At 51.6% G+C, this 17,199-nt stretch carries 14 protein-coding genes; 10 read left to right on the top strand and 4 right to left on the bottom strand.

Annotated features, from left to right (window positions below; translation table 11 throughout):
• Positions 1-88 precede the first annotated feature (88 nt).
• The 3 genes from rssA (at position 89) to galU (ending at position 3,204) form a co-directional block, all read left to right on the top strand.
• Positions 89-988 carry a patatin-like phospholipase RssA gene (gene rssA, locus C2U54_RS18170; protein WP_103179923.1) on the top strand — a complete coding sequence of 300 codons (900 nt, stop codon included), beginning with the start codon at positions 89-91 and terminating at the stop codon, positions 986-988.
• Positions 989-1,080: 92 nt separating this feature from the next.
• Positions 1,081-2,094, top strand: coding sequence for a two-component system response regulator RssB (gene rssB, locus C2U54_RS18165; RefSeq protein ID WP_103179922.1), 1,014 nt, complete (start codon positions 1,081-1,083; stop codon positions 2,092-2,094).
• A 201-nt stretch (positions 2,095-2,295) separates the two neighbouring features.
• Positions 2,296-3,204 (top strand): UTP--glucose-1-phosphate uridylyltransferase GalU, encoded by a 909-nt coding sequence (gene galU, locus C2U54_RS18160; RefSeq protein WP_103179921.1) that lies wholly within the window; start codon positions 2,296-2,298, stop codon positions 3,202-3,204.
• Between the two features lie 203 nt (positions 3,205-3,407).
• Here galU and hns read toward each other — a convergent pair whose 3' ends face one another.
• Positions 3,408-3,821, bottom strand: coding sequence for a histone-like nucleoid-structuring protein H-NS (gene hns / locus C2U54_RS18155; RefSeq protein ID WP_039030686.1), 414 nt, complete (start codon positions 3,819-3,821; stop codon positions 3,408-3,410).
• Positions 3,822-4,369: 548 nt separating this feature from the next.
• Between hns and tdk the strand changes: the two genes are divergently transcribed.
• Positions 4,370-4,984, top strand: a complete 615-nt coding sequence (gene tdk / locus C2U54_RS18150; RefSeq protein ID WP_103179920.1) for a thymidine kinase — start codon at positions 4,370-4,372, stop codon at positions 4,982-4,984.
• Between the two features lie 83 nt (positions 4,985-5,067).
• Here tdk and adhE read toward each other — a convergent pair whose 3' ends face one another.
• On the bottom strand, positions 5,068-7,746 hold the full coding sequence (gene adhE, locus C2U54_RS18145) for a bifunctional acetaldehyde-CoA/alcohol dehydrogenase (RefSeq protein WP_103179919.1): 2,679 nt from the start codon (positions 7,744-7,746) through the stop codon (positions 5,068-5,070).
• A gap of 476 nt (positions 7,747-8,222) precedes the next feature.
• On the opposite strand from adhE, the gene C2U54_RS18140 reads away from it, so the two are divergent.
• The 6 genes from C2U54_RS18140 to oppF all read left to right on the top strand — a co-directional run bounded on the left by C2U54_RS18140 (position 8,223) and on the right by oppF (position 15,229).
• On the top strand, positions 8,223-8,870 hold the full coding sequence (locus C2U54_RS18140) for a YchE family NAAT transporter (protein ID WP_103179918.1): 648 nt from the start codon (positions 8,223-8,225) through the stop codon (positions 8,868-8,870).
• Between the two features lie 772 nt (positions 8,871-9,642).
• Entirely contained in the window at positions 9,643-11,274 is a 1,632-nt protein-coding gene (gene oppA / locus C2U54_RS18135; protein ID WP_103179917.1) for an oligopeptide ABC transporter substrate-binding protein OppA, read from the top strand.
• A gap of 85 nt (positions 11,275-11,359) precedes the next feature.
• On the top strand, positions 11,360-12,280 hold the full coding sequence (gene oppB / locus C2U54_RS18130) for an oligopeptide ABC transporter permease OppB (RefSeq protein WP_103179916.1): 921 nt from the start codon (positions 11,360-11,362) through the stop codon (positions 12,278-12,280).
• A gap of 14 nt (positions 12,281-12,294) precedes the next feature.
• Positions 12,295-13,203 carry an oligopeptide ABC transporter permease OppC gene (gene oppC / locus C2U54_RS18125; RefSeq protein ID WP_103179915.1) on the top strand — a complete coding sequence of 303 codons (909 nt, stop codon included), beginning with the start codon at positions 12,295-12,297 and terminating at the stop codon, positions 13,201-13,203.
• A gap of 11 nt (positions 13,204-13,214) precedes the next feature.
• On the top strand, positions 13,215-14,228 hold the full coding sequence (locus C2U54_RS18120; protein ID WP_103179914.1) for an ABC transporter ATP-binding protein: 1,014 nt from the start codon (positions 13,215-13,217) through the stop codon (positions 14,226-14,228).
• The gene (gene oppF / locus C2U54_RS18115; protein WP_103179913.1) at positions 14,225-15,229 is read left to right on the top strand and encodes a murein tripeptide/oligopeptide ABC transporter ATP-binding protein OppF; all 1,005 of its coding nucleotides are present in this window, start codon (positions 14,225-14,227) and stop codon (positions 15,227-15,229) included. The genes C2U54_RS18120 and oppF overlap by 4 nt, the downstream gene beginning before the upstream one ends.
• 43 nt (positions 15,230-15,272) lie before the next feature.
• On the opposite strand, the gene C2U54_RS18110 is transcribed toward oppF, so the two are convergent.
• Both C2U54_RS18110 and cls read right to left on the bottom strand, forming a co-directional pair.
• Entirely contained in the window at positions 15,273-15,602 is a 330-nt protein-coding gene (locus tag C2U54_RS18110; protein ID WP_103179912.1) for an HI1450 family dsDNA-mimic protein, read from the bottom strand.
• Positions 15,603-15,635: 33 nt separating this feature from the next.
• Positions 15,636-17,096, bottom strand: coding sequence for a cardiolipin synthase (gene cls, locus C2U54_RS18105; protein ID WP_103179911.1), 1,461 nt, complete (start codon positions 17,094-17,096; stop codon positions 15,636-15,638).
• Positions 17,097-17,199 lie beyond the last annotated feature (103 nt).

Genomic DNA, 17,199 nt, shown 5'->3' with positions numbered 1-17,199 from the left:
AATGACGTATAACGCCAGGGTGGCACTATGTTAACTGAGCGGTTGCAATGACGCTATGCAGGAATCCAGGGGACGCTAAACAGGGCTAATGAGAAAAGTAAAAATTGGACTGGCATTGGGCTCAGGTGCAGCCCGGGGCTGGTCGCATATTGGTGTGATCAACGCCTTACAACGTTTGGGTATCGAAATTGATATTGTTGCAGGCTGTTCAATAGGTTCACTGGTGGGGGCCGCCTATTCGTGTGGCAAGCTTCCCGAGCTGGAAACCTGGGTACGATCGTTTAGCTACTGGGACGTCCTGCGCCTGATGGATCTCTCCTGGCAACGTGGCGGGTTATTACGCGGAGAGCGCGTCTTTAACCGTTTTCGCCAGGTGATGCCCCTGACCGAATTCTCCAGCTGTCAGATGCCTTTCGGTGCGGTTGCGACCAACCTCAGCACCGGCAGGGAGATCTGGTTTACCGAAGGCGATATTCATCTTGCCGTCCGCGCCTCCTGCAGTATGCCGGGCCTGATGGCGCCGGTTCCGCACAATGGTTACTGGCTGGTTGACGGTGGCGTTGTTAATCCTGTCCCTATTTCACTGACCCGTGCGATGGGGGCTGATATCGTAATTGCCGTCGATCTCCAGCACGATGCTCACCTGATGCAACAGGATCTGATGCCGGTTAACACCCAGTCGGATGAGTCCGCTCTGGACGATCTCGCATGGCATAAACGCCTGCGAGGACGCTTCACGCGAACCACCCGTAAACTGGTTGCTGCGCCAACCGCCATGGAAATCATGACGACGTCGATTCAGGTGCTGGAAAATCGCCTGAAGCGCAACCGAATGGCGGGTGATCCGCCGGATATATTGATTCAACCTTTTTGTCCACAAATTTCAACGCTCGATTTCCATCGTGCTGAAGCGGCCATTACCGCAGGCGCGCAGGCAGTCGAAAAGAAAATGGACGAATTATTACCTTTAGTGCGGGCAACAGCCTGAGCACCCTTTTTTTGATTACTTCAGCAAAATCTGACAGGCGATAGTGCCGATAGCATGCCACTATTTATCTATTGTCAGCGCCGGGAGAGACCATGACACAGCCATTAGCCGGGAAACAAATTCTGATAGTTGAAGACGAGCCTGTTTTCCGCTCCTTACTGGATTCATGGCTATCATCGCTGGGGGCGACGACTGCACTTGCAGGTGATGGGATCGACGCCCTGGAAAAAATGGTGGGCATTAAGCCCGATTTGATGATTTGCGACATCGCCATGCCGCGGATGAATGGCCTGAAGCTGGTGGAGCATTTACGTAATGCCGGCGACCAGATCCCCATTCTGGTCATCTCTGCGACCGAAAATATGGCCGATATCGCAAAAGCGTTACGCCTGGGTGTCCAGGACGTATTGCTTAAGCCAGTTAAAGATCTGAATCGCTTGCGTGAAACCGTTCTCGCCTGCCTCTATCCCAATATGTTTAATTCGCGTGTTGAAGAGGAAGAGCGGCTTTTTCAGGACTGGGATGCGCTGGTGAATAACCCCTCTGCGGCGGCAAAACTGTTACAGGAGCTTCAGCCGCCGGTTCAGCAGACATTTTCCGGGTGCAAAGTTAATTACCGCCAGCTGATGGCTGCCGATCAACCGGGTCTGGTGCTGGATATCGCACCATTATCTGAAAACGATCTGGCGTTTTATTGTCTGGATGTTACCCGGGCGGGCGATAATGGTGTGCTGGCGGCATTATTATTGCGGGCATTATTTAATGGATTGCTTCAGGAACAACTTTCTCATCAGGGTCAGCGTCTGCCTGAGTTAGGCAGCCTGTTGAAACAGGTCAACCAGCTGTTGCGCCAGGCCAGTTTACCAGGACAATTCCCATTACTGGTCGGTTATTACCATAGCGGCCTGAAAAATTTGATTTTGGTCTCTGCCGGACTTAATGCCACGCTAAATACCGGGGAGCATCATATTCAGGTCAGTAACGGCGTCCTGTTAGGAACCTTAGGAAATACTTACCTGAATCAAATAAGCCACCGCTGTACCTCATGGCAATGCCAAATTTGGGGGACGGGGGGGCGGTTGCGCTTAATGTTGTCCACAGAATAGTCAGTTGGAATTTAAACGGTAGATAGCTTTACCGTCGTTTTACGGGCAATGCTACTATCGGTGCCTGTTTTTATTCGTATTTATCCTAATTAAGCGGTAGCGCGTCCTTTTCAGACCCGGACACCATCCACAGGCTGATATACTGAACGCGTTATTAATGCAGACTAAAGTTCAAAACATGAACAGTTCAGGAGAGTTTCAATGGCTGCCGTAAATTCGAAAGTGAGAAAGGCCGTTATCCCGGTTGCCGGGTTGGGAACCAGGATGCTGCCAGCAACGAAGGCAATTCCAAAAGAGATGCTGCCACTCGTTGATAAGCCATTAATCCAGTATGTGGTCAACGAATGTATTGCTGCAGGCATCACTGAAATTGTGCTGGTAACACATTCATCCAAAAACTCTATCGAAAACCATTTCGATACCAGTTTTGAACTTGAAGCCATGCTGGAAAAACGCGTGAAGCGTCAGCTTCTTCAGGAAGTGCAGTCTATTTGCCCGCCGCATGTCACTATTATGCAGGTCCGTCAGGGGCTGGCAAAAGGTCTGGGTCACGCCGTGTTGTGTGCCCACCCGGTAGTCGGTAACGAGCCGGTAGCGGTTATTTTACCCGACGTTATTCTGGACGAGTTTGAATCCGATCTTTCCCAGGATAACCTGGCTGAAATGATTAAACGCTTCGACGAAACGGGCAGCAGCCAGATCATGGTTGAGCCAGTTGAAGACGTTACCGCTTATGGCGTTGTGGACTGCAAAGGCGTCGATATGAAGCCAGGCGACAGCGTGCCAATGGTTGGCGTGGTTGAGAAGCCAAAAGCCGACGTAGCGCCATCTAACCTCGCTGTAGTAGGGCGTTATGTACTGAGCGCAGAGATTTGGCCGCTGCTGGCGAAAACGCCTCCAGGCGCCGGCGATGAGATCCAGCTGACCGATGCCATCGACATGCTGATCGAAAAAGAGACCGTCGAGGCTTACCATATGAAAGGTAAGAGCCATGACTGCGGTAATAAACTCGGTTACATGCAGGCCTTCGTTGAATATGGTGTTCGTCACCAGTCCCTGGGCGAAGAATTTAAGGGCTGGCTGAAAGAGACGCTGGACATTAAAAACTAATACGGCGTTAACGCCCTAAGCAAAACCGGTGATAGCTATGCTACGCCGGTTATTTTATAACCTTTTTAGGGTGTCGCTCATGTAGGGCAGGGTAATAGTGTGATGTAATCGTTATATGTGCACGTGTAACAGAATGTCACACGAGATAAAATAAAGGCATAAAAAATCCCGCATTAAGCGGGATTTTTCGGATATTTACTGGCTTATTCCTGGATCAGGAAGTCGTCCAGTTGTTTACCTTGCTCATCCATTGCTTTTTTGATAACAGCTGGAGTACGGCCCTGGCCGGTCCAGGTTTTAGATTCGCCGTTCTCATCGATGTAGCTATATTTAGCCGGACGCGCAGCACGTTTAGCTTTAGTACCGGTTTTAGCGGCAGCCATGCTGTTCAGCAATTCGTTAGGATCAATACCATCAGCGATCAGCATTTCACGATATTGCTGCAGTTTACGTGTACGTTCTTCGATTTCAGCAGCAGCGGCGTTTTCTTCTTCACGACGCTCATTAACAACGACTTCTAATTTCTCCAGCATTTCTTCAAGCGTTTCCAGAGTACATTCTCTCGCCTGGGCACGGAGAGTGCGGATGTTGTTCAGAATTTTAAGTGCTTCGCTCATTGTAGTAATCTCAAACTTATAATGTGGGGGTTTGTTGAGGTAATAATAGAGGCATAAATTGATATGTGCAATAGGCCAGAATGTAAGGAATTCAAAAATACCTAATATTCGGCACTATTATTAATTACCGGAACTTAAATTTGGCGGGGAGAAAGGGGGGCGGCGTTATCAAAAGATGCGTTGTAAACCTGACGGTGAACTCTTTTTTTACAGGCAATTTTCATGGGGATTATTGTTTCTTGGGATAAATATCAACCTTTCGTATTAGTACTGAAAACACGGTTACCCGATGAAACCGTTAATTACGCCTGAATCATTTTCAGCCTGGTGGCGACATTAAAATAACAGGTTTTTCCGGAACTTAGCGTTTATAAAACCATGGGTTTTTATGTTCTTTTCGTATGCTCCTTCATGATGTGTCCTATATCCCGGTGGTGGATAAAATCTCTCGTAACGCGGGTCTTCCGCGCTGCAGCACGGAAGACCCGACAAAATATGGTACAATCGCCTATCGGTAATAATACACATTGATTAGGGTTTAACGGCCAATGGCACAACTGTATTTCTACTATTCAGCAATGAACGCAGGTAAGTCGACCGCGTTACTGCAATCCTCCTACAATTACCAGGAGCGTGGGATGCGTACGGTGGTTTACACCGCCGAAATCGATGACCGTTTTGGTGCCGGAAAAGTGAGTTCGCGAATTGGCCTCTCTTCTCCAGCCAGGTTATTTAACCCACAAACTAATCTGCTGGACGAAATTCGTGCACAGGCGGCTGACCAGGCAGTCCATTGCGTGCTGGTGGATGAGAGCCAGTTTTTAACGCGTCAGCAGGTTCATGAGCTTTCTGAAGTCGTTGATGAACTGGATATTCCAGTACTTTGCTATGGGTTGCGAACGGATTTTCGCGGCGAACTGTTTGTCGGCAGCCAGTATTTGCTGGCATGGTCAGATAAGCTGGTGGAATTAAAAACCATCTGCTTCTGCGGGCGTAAAGCGAGTATGGTGCTGCGTCTTGATCAGGCAGGAAAACCCTATGCGGAAGGCGAACAGGTGGTGATTGGCGGTAATGAGCGCTATGTATCCGTATGTCGTAAGCATTATAAAGAGGCGCTGGTAACAGGCTCTCTGACGGCGATTCAGGAAGCCAGTCGTCGTTAACGGTCCAGTTCGTCTGTCGCTATTTGCGCTGGAAAAGAGACATAAAAAAACCCGCCGGAGCGGGTTTTTTATTGAGCGATTAATTAAGCGCTTTTCTTCGCTTTCTTATCCGCTTTTACCAGCGTTTCTACAGCTGCCGGTGCAGCAACCACACCTTCAGTGTATTCGCGGCCATAGAAGGTATCCAGCAGGATCTGTTTCAGCTCTGCGATCAGTGGGTAGCGCGGGTTCGCACCGGTACACTGGTCATCAAAGGCATCTTCAGACAGCTTGTCTACGTGTGCCAGGAAGTCAGCTTCCTGAACGCCAGCTTCACGGATAGACTTAGGAATACCCAGTTCCGCTTTCAGGCTTTCCAGCCATGCCAGCAGTTTCTCGATCTTCGCAGCAGTACGATCGCCAGGAGCGCTCAGGCCCAGGTGGTCAGCAATTTCTGCGTAGCGACGACGAGCCTGCGGACGGTCGTACTGGCTGAATGCCGTCTGCTTGGTCGGGTTATCGTTAGCGTTGTAACGGATAACGTTAGAAATCAGCAGGGCGTTCGCCAGACCGTGAGGAATGTGGAACTGAGAGCCCAGCTTGTGCGCCATGGAGTGACACACACCCAGGAAGGCGTTAGCAAACGCGATACCGGCGATGGTGGCAGCACTGTGCACACGCTCACGGGCAACCGGGTTTTTAGAGCCTTCGTTATAAGAGGCTGGCAGGTTCTCTTTTAGCAGTTTCAGTGCCTGCAGAGCCTGACCGTCAGAGAACTCAGACGCCAGTACAGAAACATAAGCTTCCAGGGCGTGAGTTACCGCATCCAGACCACCGAATGCACAGAGTGATTTCGGCATGTCCATGACCAGGTTGGCGTCAACAATCGCCATGTCCGGGGTCAGAGCGTAGTCTGCCAGTGGGTATTTCTGACCTGTTGCATCGTCGGTAACAACAGCAAATGGCGTCACTTCAGAACCGGTACCGGAAGTGGTGGTGACGGCGATCATTTTCGCTTTCACGCCCATTTTCGGGAACTTGTAGATACGTTTACGGATATCCATAAAGCGCAGCGCCAGCTCTTCGAAGTGCGTTTCTGGGTGCTCGTACATTACCCACATAATTTTGGCTGCGTCCATTGGGGAGCCGCCACCCAGCGCGATGATCACGTCTGGTTTGAAGGAGTTTGCCAGCTCTGCGCCTTTGCGAACAACGGACAGGGTTGGGTCAGCTTCAACTTCGAAGAAGACTTCAGTTTCCACGCCAGCCGCTTTCAGAACAGAGGTGATCTGGTCTGCGTAGCCGTTGTTGAACAGGAAACGGTCAGTCACGATGAGCGCACGTTTGTGGCCATCAGTAATCACTTCATCCAGCGCGATTGGCAGGGAGCCACGGCGGAAGTAGATAGATTTCGGAAGTTTATGCCACAACATGTTTTCAGCTCGCTTAGCAACGGTTTTCTTGTTGATCAAGTGCTTAGGACCAACGTTCTCAGAGATGGAGTTACCACCCCATGAACCACAACCCAGAGTCAGGGAAGGCGCGAGTTTGAAGTTATACAGGTCACCGATACCACCCTGAGAAGCAGGGGTGTTAATCAGAATACGTGCTGTTTTCATCATCTGACCGAAGTGAGCAACACGATCTGGCTGGTTGTCCTGGTCGGTATACAGGCAGGAGGTATGACCGATACCGCCCATAGCTACCAGTTTCTCCGCTTTAACAACCGCTTCTTCAAAATCTTTCGCGCGGTACATTGCCAGCGTCGGAGAGAGTTTTTCGTGCGCAAACGGCTCGCTTTCGTCAACGATATTCACTTCGCCAATCAGGATCTTCGTGCTGGCTGGAACGGTGAAACCTGCCAGTTCAGCAATTTTATACGCTGGCTGACCTACGATGGCGGCGTTCAGTGCACCATTTTTCAGGATGATGTCCTGAACCGCTTTCAGCTCTTTACCCTGCAGCAGGTAGCCGCCGTGGCTGGCGAAACGTTCGCGAACGGCATCGTATACGGAGTCAACAACCACAACGGACTGCTCGGAAGCACAGATTACGCCGTTATCGAAGGTTTTAGACATCAGTACAGAGGCAACAGCACGTTTGATATCGGCGGTTTCGTCGATAACAACAGGGGTATTACCCGCACCTACGCCGATAGCCGGTTTACCGGAGCTATAGGCCGCTTTAACCATGCCTGGGCCACCAGTTGCCAGAATCAGGTTAATGTCTGGGTGGTGCATCAGAGCGTTAGACAGCTCCACGGAAGGCTGATCGATCCAGCCGATCAGGTCTTTTGGTGCACCCGCAGCGATCGCCGCTTGCAGAACGATATCTGCAGCTTTGTTGGTGGCATCTTTAGCACGTGGGTGTGGAGAGAAAATGATCGCGTTACGCGTCTTCAGGCTGATGAGCGATTTGAAGATAGCAGTAGACGTTGGGTTGGTGGTTGGAACGATACCGCAGATGATGCCGATTGGCTCAGCAATGGTGATGGTACCGAACGTGTCATCTTCAGACAGAACGCCACAAGTCTTCTCGTCTTTATAGGCGTTGTAGATATACTCGGAAGCAAAGTGGTTTTTGATCACTTTATCTTCGACGATACCCATACCAGATTCGGCAACGGCCATTTTAGCGAGAGGGATTCGAGCATCTGCAGCAGCCAGAGCGGCGGCGCGGAAGATTTTATCAACCTGTTCTTGGGTGAAATTGGCATATTCACGCTGGGCTTTTTTTACGCGCTCTACAAGTGCGTTAAGTTCAGCGACATTAGTAACAGCCATAATGCTCTCCTGATAATGTTAAACTCTTTTAGTAAATCAGCTGCTCGACACGAAAACAGTATAGTCAGCGTCATTGCCACTTGCTTAACTTACGTAAAAACAAGGTGTTAATGTTTTTATCGTTCCCCTGATTTACTAAAAGAGCCTCCCATCAGTAGCCTACGTTCAGACTCTGAGTCTCCCTGGTGGCGTAATCAAGATTACTCACTTCTGAGTACCGAAAACATGATCTGTATCAATTTATCCATAAGCTGATACCTTTCAGCAGGGGTATTTTAGGGCATTTCGTCAGTTGTTAAATAATTGCAAAACTAATTGAACCATAACAACGTATAAAGTACACAAATATTTTACAGCGTTACATCACCATATTTAGCATTATTGTGGTGAACTGGCGGCATAAAAGGCGTATCGTCTGCGCGGTTACTGTGGATGCCACATTTTATATTGAGACTTGCTAATCAGCGGAGCTAACAGTGAGCCTATCGCTCTTTGATTTCCCAACCTATTTTAAGTTTTTTATCGGTCTGTTCGCGCTGGTGAACCCGGTGGGTATTATTCCCGTCTTCATCAGTATGACCAGCTATCAAACCGCCCTTGCCAGGAATAAAACCAACCTGACGGCAAATTTGTCTGTGGCCATCATCCTGCTGACGTCGCTCTATCTTGGGGACTCAATATTGCAGATTTTTGGCATCTCAATCGATTCGTTCAGAATTGCCGGTGGGATCCTCGTCGTCACCATTGCCATGTCAATGATCAGCGGCAAGCTGGGTGAGGACAAACAGAACAAGCAGGAGAAATCAGAAACCGCCATCCGCGAGAGCATTGGCGTGGTGCCGCTGGCGTTGCCCTTGATGGCAGGGCCAGGGGCTATCAGTTCTACCATCGTATGGGGAACGCGTTACCATAACCTGATGCATCTGATTGGCTTTTCGATCGCCATTGCTCTGTTTGCCTTCTGTTGCTGGGGGGTATTCCGTATTGCGCCATGGCTGGTACGCCTGTTGGGACAGACGGGTATTAACGTTATCACCCGTATAATGGGTCTGCTGCTGATGGCGCTAGGGATTGAATTTATTGTAACCGGTCTGAAATCAATCTTTCCGGGGTTATTAGGTTAATCCTTCAAATGAAAAAGCGGAGCCCTGGGCTCCGCTTTTTTTGTCATTATCAGCAAATCATATAATGAAAGTTGAAAATCGCTTTAACTATAATTAATTTTATTAATAATTTTGTTTTGTTGATTTTCAATCACTTGCCTGTTCCCATGCCGCTCACCTGCTCATAAACTGCGCAATACGTCTGTTATTTTACTCACACAATACTCTGGGGCTTGCTGCAAGATTACTGAGATGATATTAGTAATTTGCTGAATGATTTAGATGAATGTGCTAAATAATAGACAGTTGTTAATTTTTTGTACAAAAAAGAGAGCGCTTCTGGCATCGCGGTGCGCTCATCCATAACATTTTCTTCATCTCATTGAATATTGGTCACTTTTTTCTTTTTCGGTGCGGGACATAGCAGGCCACGGCATGACGGTCCCTTCCGTAAAAGAGAATTGGTTAACAAATTTGCAAAATGTATTGGCACCTAAGTAACTCATTTGGTACTTTCCGGCCATTCCATTTCAGCGTAATTCTTCTAGTTGAGAATCTTTTTCATTAACGATTTTGACCTATAAGAATTAATACATGCCTCGGCAGGGGAGGCATGTCACAAATCGACGCAAGGCGGCCAGACGAGCCGCCAGTAATAGTAAAGTCGGTGATAGCGAGAAGTAAAAAACGCCTGACGGCAGCATAAACTCCTACGTTGTCAGGGAACCCCTAAAAAGGGGAATTAAACAGGCTGGTAAAAACCAGTAATTATAAAGAGTGGAGTATCAACACAATGTCCATCATCACAAAAAAAAGTCTGGTAGCTGCGGGGATTTTAACTGCGCTAATCGCAGGCAACGTTGCAATGGCTGCTGACGTCCCTGCTGGAGTTCAACTGGCGGAGAAGCAAACGCTGGTGCGTAACAACGGTGCTGAGGTTCAGTCTCTGGATCCGCACAAGATTGAAGGTGTACCGGAGTCTAACGTTAACCGCGATCTGTTCGAAGGTCTGCTGGTCACTGACGTAAACGGCCACCCGGTTGCGGGTGTAGCTGAAAAATGGGAAAACAAAGACTTTAAAGTCTGGACCTTCCACCTGCGTAAAGACGCGAAATGGTCCGATGGTTCCCCGGTTACCGCCCACGATTTCGTTTATAGCTGGCAGCGTCTGGCAGATCCTAATACTGCCTCACCGTATGCGAGCTATCTGCAGTATGGCCACATCGCCAATATCGATGACATCATCACCGGTAAAAAACCGATTACCGATCTCGGCGTAAAAGCGATCGATGACAATACGTTCGAAGTTACCCTGAGCGAGCCGGTCCCTTATTTCTATAAGCTGCTGGTTCACCCGTCCGTCTCCCCGGTTCCAAAAGCCGCGGTTGAAAAATTTGGCGATAAGTGGACTCAGCCCGCCAATATCGTGACTAACGGCGCCTACAAGCTGAAAGCCTGGGTCGTTAACGAACGTATCGACCTGGAGCGTAATACCAACTACTGGGATAACGCGAAAACTGTCATTAATCAGGTCACCTATCTGCCAATCTCTTCTGAAGTGACTGACGTTAACCGCTACCGCAGCGGCGAAATCGACATGACCTATAACAACATGCCGATTGAACTGTTCCAGAAGCTGAAGAAAGAGATCCCTGCTGAAGTACACGTTGACCCGTACCTCTGCACCTATTATTACGAAATCAACAACCAAAAAGCGCCATTCACTGACGTTCGCGTTCGTACCGCCCTGAAGCTGGCGCTGGATCGCGATATCATCGTCAACAAAGTGAAAAACCAGGGCGACCTGCCAGCGTACAGCTACACGCCACCGTACACCGATGGTGCGAAGCTGACCGAGCCAGAATGGTTCAAAATGACCCAGGAACAGCGTAATGCAGAAGCGAAGAAACTGCTGGCCGAAGCGGGTTATACCGCAGACAAGCCGCTGACCTTCAGCCTGCTGTATAACACCTCCGATCTGCATAAGAAACTGGCTATCGCAGTCTCTTCCATCTGGAAGAAAAACCTGGGTGTGAACGTGAAGCTGGAAAACCAGGAGTGGAAAACCTTCCTGGATAGCCGCCATCAGGGCACCTTTGATGTGGCGCGTGCCGGCTGGTGTGCGGACTACAACGAGCCGACCTCTTTCCTGAACACCATGCTGAGCGACAGCTCGAACAACACCGCGCACTATAAGAGCGCAGAGTTCGATAAGCTGATCGGCGATACCCTGAAAGTGACTGACGAAGCGCAGCGCGCCGAGCTCTACGCGAAAGCGGAACAGCAGCTCGACAAAGATTCTGCGATCGTACCGGTTTACTACTACGTGAACGCCCGTCTGGTGAAACCGTGGGTAGGTGGATATACCGGGAAAGACCCGATGGATAATATCTACGTTAAAAACTTGTATATTATCAAGCATTAATGGCAATGAGTGGGGCGGGCGCTGTCTGCCCCACGGTGTCTACTCATCGTAATATTATATAGGCACACGCCAGAAGGTACGGGCAATGTTGAAATTTATCCTACGTCGCTGTCTTGAAGCGATCCCAACGCTATTCATTCTTATCACGATCTCCTTCTTTATGATGCGTCTCGCGCCGGGAAGTCCATTCACCGGTGAACGTACGCTGCCGCCAGAAGTTATGGCGAATATCGAAGCGAAATATCATTTAAACGATCCTATCTCCACCCAGTATTTCAACTATCTGAAACAGCTGGCCCACGGTGATTTTGGTCCGTCGTTTAAATATAAAGATTATTCCGTAAACGATCTGGTGGCGTCCAGCTTCCCCGTTTCGGCGAAATTAGGCGCCGCGGCGTTTTTACTGGCCGTTATTCTTGGCGTCACGGCGGGCGTTATTGCCGCGCTTAACCAGAACACGAAATGGGATTACACCGTTATGGGGGTGGCAATGACCGGTGTCGTCATACCGAGTTTTGTCGTGGCCCCTTTGCTGGTCATGATATTTGCCATCACCCTGAAATGGCTGCCCGGCGGCGGCTGGAATGGCGGGGCGCTGAAATTTATGATCCTGCCGATGGTCGCGTTGTCTCTCGCCTATATCGCCAGTATTTCGCGTATCACCCGTGGTTCAATGATTGAAGTGCTGCACTCGAACTTCATCCGTACTGCCCGGGCCAAAGGGCTGCCGATGCGCCGCATCATCTTCCGTCATGCGTTAAAACCTGCGCTGCTGCCGGTGCTCTCTTATCTGGGCCCTGCGTTCGTCGGGATTATCACCGGGTCAATGGTTATCGAAACCATCTATGGTCTGCCGGGTATTGGTCAGCTGTTCGTTAACGGCGCCCTTAACCGCGACTATTCACTGGTACTGAGTCTGACCATTCTCGTTGGCGCGCTCACCATCTTCTTTAACGCGATCGTCGACGTGCTCTATGCCGTTATCGATCCGAAAATCCGCTACTGACACTGGAGCTCGCCATGATGTTAAGTAAGAAAAACAGCGAGGCGCTGGAAAACTTCAGTGAAAAACTGGAAGTGGAGGGGCGTAGCCTCTGGCAGGATGCACGCCGTCGCTTCATGCATAACCGTGCTGCGGTTGCCAGCCTGATTGTCCTGGTCCTTATCGCCCTGTTTGTGACGCTCGCGCCGATGCTGTCGCAGTTCACCTACTTCGATACCGACTGGGGCATGATGTCCAGCGCGCCGGATACCGAATCGGGCCACTACTTTGGTACCGACTCGTCCGGACGTGACCTGCTGGTCCGTGTGGCCATCGGTGGACGCATTTCGTTAATGGTAGGGATCGCAGCAGCTTTTGTTGCGGTGATTCTGGGTACGTTATACGGATCGCTCTCCGGCTATCTCGGCGGCAAGGTCGATTCGGTGATGATGCGTATTCTGGAGATCCTCAACTCCTTCCCGTTTATGTTCTTCGTCATTCTGCTGGTGACCTTCTTTGGCCAGAACATTTTGCTGATCTTTGTGGCTATCGGCATGGTCTCCTGGCTCGATATGGCGCGTATCGTGCGCGGCCAGACCCTGAGCCTGAAGCGCAAAGAGTTTATCGAAGCGGCGCAGGTGGGCGGGGTTTCGACCGGTAATATCGTGGTCCGTCATATCGTGCCAAACGTGCTGGGTGTGGTGGTGGTGTATGCCTCCCTGCTGGTACCTAGCATGATCCTGTTTGAATCTTTCCTGAGCTTCCTCGGCCTGGGTACCCAGGAGCCACTGAGCAGCTGGGGTGCGCTGCTGAGCGATGGCGCCAACTCTATGGAAGTTTCACCGTGGCTGCTGCTGTTCCCGGCGGGTTTCCTGGTGGTAACACTGTTTTGTTTCAACTTTATCGGCGATGGCCTGCGTGATGCCCTCGATCCGAAAGACCGTTAAGGAGTGCCGCCATGACTATTATTGAAACGGCATCTGCCCCACAAGCGCATCAGCAGGGTAACCTTCTGCTGGATGTGAAAGATCTGCGCGTCACCTTTAAAACGCCTGATGGCGATGTGACTGCGGTAAACGATCTTAACTTCAGCCTGCGTGCTGGCGAAACGCTGGGTATCGTGGGTGAATCCGGTTCCGGTAAATCCCAGACGGCGTTCGCGCTGATGGGGCTGCTGGCACAGAATGGCGTTATCGGCGGCTCTGCCACCTTTAACGGTAAGCAGATCCTTAACCTGCCGGAGAACGAGCTTAACAAGCTGCGTGCCGAGCAAATATCCATGATTTTCCAGGATCCGATGACCTCCCTGAACCCGTACATGCGTGTGGGCGAGCAGCTGATGGAAGTGCTGATGCTGCACAAGGGGATGGGCAAAGCCGAAGCGTTTGAAGAGTCGGTTAAGATGCTGGATGCGGTAAAAATGCCGGAAGCGCGTAAGCGTATGCGCATGTTCCCGCACGAGTTCTCCGGCGGGATGCGCCAGCGCGTGATGATCGCGATGGCGCTGCTGTGCCGGCCAAAACTGCTCATTGCCGATGAACCGACCACCGCCCTGGACGTGACCGTTCAGGCGCAGATCATGACCCTGCTGAACGAGCTGAAGCGCGAGTTTAATACTGCGATCATCATGATTACCCACGATCTGGGCGTCGTGGCCGGGATCTGCGATAAAGTGCTGGTGATGTATGCCGGGCGTACCATGGAGTACGGTAAAGCGCGAGATGTCTTCTATCATCCGGCGCACCCGTACTCCATTGGCCTGCTGAATGCGGTACCGCGTCTTGATGCGGAAGGGGAGTCGCTGCTGACCATTCCTGGCAACCCGCCCAACCTGCTGCGTCTGCCGAAAGGCTGCCCGTTCCAGCCGCGCTGTCCGCACGCGATGGAAATCTGCAACAGCGCGCCGCCGCTGGAAGAGTTTGCACCAGGCCGTCTGCGTGCCTGCTTTAAGCCGTACGAGGAGCTGGTATGACAGCCATTGACGAAAAAAGAAATGTTCTGCTTGAAATCGCCGATCTGAAAGTGCACTTCGACATCAAAGACGGCAAGCAGTGGTTCTGGCAGCCGGCGAAAACCCTGAAAGCGGTTGACGGCGTCACCCTGCGTCTCTACGAGGGGGAGACCCTCGGCGTGGTGGGGGAGTCGGGCTGCGGCAAATCCACCTTTGCCCGCGCGATCATCGGCCTGGTCAAAGCCACTGGCGGCAAGGTCGCCTGGCTGGGTAAAGATCTGCTTGGGATGAAGCCGGAAGAGTGGCGCGAGGTCCGAAGCGACATTCAGATGATTTTCCAGGACCCGCTGGCGTCACTGAACCCGCGTATGACCATTGGCGAGATCATCGCTGAGCCGCTGCGCACCTACCATCCGAAGATGCCGCGTACCGAAGTGCGCGACCGCGTCAAGGCGATGATGATGAAGGTCGGTCTGCTGCCGAACCTTATCAACCGCTATCCGCACGAGTTCTCGGGCGGCCAGTGCCAGCGTATCGGCATTGCCCGCGCGCTGATCCTTGAGCCGAAGCTGATTATCTGTGACGAACCGGTCTCCGCGCTGGACGTGTCGATTCAGGCGCAGGTGGTTAACCTGCTGCAAAAACTGCAGCGTGAGATGGGGCTGTCACTGATCTTTATCGCCCATGACCTGGCGGTGGTGAAGCACATCTCCGATCGCGTACTGGTGATGTATCTGGGCCATGCGGTGGAGCTGGGCACCTATGATGAGGTGTATCATAATCCGTTACACCCTTACACCAGAGCGCTGATGTCTGCCGTGCCGGTGCCGGATCCTGACCTGGAGCAGAATAAGACCATTCAGCTGCTGGAAGGGGAACTGCCGTCGCCCATCAACCCGCCGTCTGGCTGCGTGTTCCGTACCCGCTGCCCGATTGCCGGGCCGGAGTGCGCGAAAACGCGTCCGGTACTGGAGGGCAGCTTCCGCCATGCGGTCTCCTGCCTGAAGGTTGACCCGCTCTGACCGGGTAAAAGGCAATAAAAAAGGCTGCAATCGCAGCCTTTTTTTATTCGCGCCAGAGTATGTGGCAGAGCTTGTGGTCTTTCTCACGACACAGCAGAACGCGGGCAAAAATATCATTGATCTCGCCCCCGTCGGTCTCCGCCAGGCCAATTACCACCTCGGCGAAGAAGTCCGGGTTCAGGTCGTAATCGACATGTTCAGCCCAGTCTTCAGACGGATCGAACAGCTCGGCGCCGCCACGCTCTTCGAACTGTAAATTAAAGAGAATCACGTCAGCCGGGTCGAGATTATCGACGGCCAGTTCCAGAAAGATATCGTAGGCCTGCTCGAGCGTTTCGTCTTCGGTCAGGCGATTGTTCAGATCCATTTCCATGATGACTACCTGTTTAACATCGTTGGGCACGTTTTACAGCAACGGACTAAAGAAGTAAAACAGTCGTTCGGCAATTCGCTGCCATAGCGGCCTTTTCATCCACAGACGGGCATCCAGCAGGCGGGAGCGCGAGATATAATCATCCTGCACGGCCGCCAGATCGCCCCCAAAACCGGTATCGTCGATCACCAGCGTGATCTCAAAATTGAGCCACAGACTACGCATATCGAGGTTCACTGTTCCCACCAGGCTGAGCTCACCGTCCACCAGCACGCTCTTGGTATGCAACAGCCCACCTTCAAACTGGTAAATCTTCACCCCGGCTGCCAGCAGTTCGCTGAAAAAGGCCCGGCTGGCCCAGCCCACCAGCACCGAATCGTTCTTGCGCGGCAGGATGATACTGACGTCGACCCCGCGCTGGGCGGCCGTGCAGATAGCGTGGAGCAGATCGTCACTCGGCACGAAATAGGGGGTGGTCATGATCAGGTATTCGCGGGCGGAATAGGCGGCGGTCAATAACGCCTGATGGATCAGATCTTCCGGGAAGCCCGGTCCGGAGGCGATAGTGTGAATAGTGTGCCCGCTGGCCTGTTCAAACGGCATGATATTGGCATCCGGCGGCGGGGGCAGAATGCGTTTGCCAGTTTCAATCTCCCAGTCACAGGAGTAGACGATCCCCATCGCGGTGGCGACCGGGCCCTCCATGCGCGCCATCAGATCGATCCACTGACCCACACCGGCATCCTGTTTAAAGAAGCGCGGGTCGACCATGTTCATGCTGCCGGTATAGGCGATGTAGTTGTCGATGAGCACCATTTTGCGGTGCTGGCGCAGATCCATCCTGCGCAGAAACACACGCATCAGGTTAACCTTTAACGCTTCGACCACTTCCACACCGGCATTGCGCATCATGGATGCCCAGTTGCTGCGGAAAAAATTCACGCTACCGGCGGAGTCGAGCATCAGACGGCAGTGGATCCCCCGGCGTGCCGCGGCCATCAGGGATTCAGCTACCTGATCGGCCATGCCACCGGGCTGCCAGATATAAAACACCATCTCGATATTATGCCGCGCCAGCTGAATATCGCGGATCAGGGCATTCATCACGTCATCAGAGGTGGTCATCAATTGCAGCTGATTGCCTTTCACCCCGGCAATCCCCTGGCGGCGTTCACAGAGCTTAAATAACGACGCGGCGACGTCACTGTTCTCTTCGGCAAAAATATGTTTGCAGGATTTCAGATCGTTCAGCCATTTCGCCGTGGAGGGCCACATCGCCCGGGCACGCTCGGCCCGGCGTTTACCGAGGTGAAGCTCGCCAAAGGATAAATACGCAATGATGCCGACCAGCGGCAGGATATAAATAATCAACAGCCATGCCATGGCAGAGGGAACGGCTCGGCGCTTCATCAGGATGCGTAATGTCACCCCTGCGATTAACAGCCAGTATCCCAGAATGAGCAGCCAACTCACCACGGTGTAGAAGGTTGTCATAATAAAAAATCCTTTTGAAAGCGTATTGTTAAGAGTTTACGCGTCAGGATTTTTCTGGCAAATAAAAACGCCAGATAAAAGCGCTGGTCTGCCGCAGGCAAGG

It is taken from the genome of Leclercia sp. LSNIH1 (assembly GCF_002902985.1).
GTDB lineage: Bacteria > Pseudomonadota > Gammaproteobacteria > Enterobacterales > Enterobacteriaceae > Enterobacter.
The sequence above is the reverse complement of the archived record's forward strand: the minus strand, read 5'-3'. Positions and strand labels throughout refer to the sequence as shown.

Coding starts and splice junctions, on each gene's coding strand:
- adhE (WP_103179919.1), bottom strand. CDS start 7,746: ATGGCTGTTACTAATGTCGCTGAACTTAACGCACTTGTAGAGCGCGTA.
- rssB (WP_103179922.1), top strand. CDS start 1,081: ATGACACAGCCATTAGCCGGGAAACAAATTCTGATAGTTGAAGACGAG.
- tdk (WP_103179920.1), top strand. CDS start 4,370: ATGGCACAACTGTATTTCTACTATTCAGCAATGAACGCAGGTAAGTCG.
- oppA (WP_103179917.1), top strand. CDS start 9,643: ATGTCCATCATCACAAAAAAAAGTCTGGTAGCTGCGGGGATTTTAACT.
- C2U54_RS18120 (WP_103179914.1), top strand. CDS start 13,215: ATGACTATTATTGAAACGGCATCTGCCCCACAAGCGCATCAGCAGGGT.
- hns (WP_039030686.1), bottom strand. CDS start 3,821: ATGAGCGAAGCACTTAAAATTCTGAACAACATCCGCACTCTCCGTGCC.
- oppB (WP_103179916.1), top strand. CDS start 11,360: ATGTTGAAATTTATCCTACGTCGCTGTCTTGAAGCGATCCCAACGCTA.
- rssA (WP_103179923.1), top strand. CDS start 89: ATGAGAAAAGTAAAAATTGGACTGGCATTGGGCTCAGGTGCAGCCCGG.
- C2U54_RS18110 (WP_103179912.1), bottom strand. CDS start 15,602: ATGGAAATGGATCTGAACAATCGCCTGACCGAAGACGAAACGCTCGAG.
- oppF (WP_103179913.1), top strand. CDS start 14,225: ATGACAGCCATTGACGAAAAAAGAAATGTTCTGCTTGAAATCGCCGAT.
- cls (WP_103179911.1), bottom strand. CDS start 17,096: ATGACAACCTTCTACACCGTGGTGAGTTGGCTGCTCATTCTGGGATAC.
- oppC (WP_103179915.1), top strand. CDS start 12,295: ATGATGTTAAGTAAGAAAAACAGCGAGGCGCTGGAAAACTTCAGTGAA.
- galU (WP_103179921.1), top strand. CDS start 2,296: ATGGCTGCCGTAAATTCGAAAGTGAGAAAGGCCGTTATCCCGGTTGCC.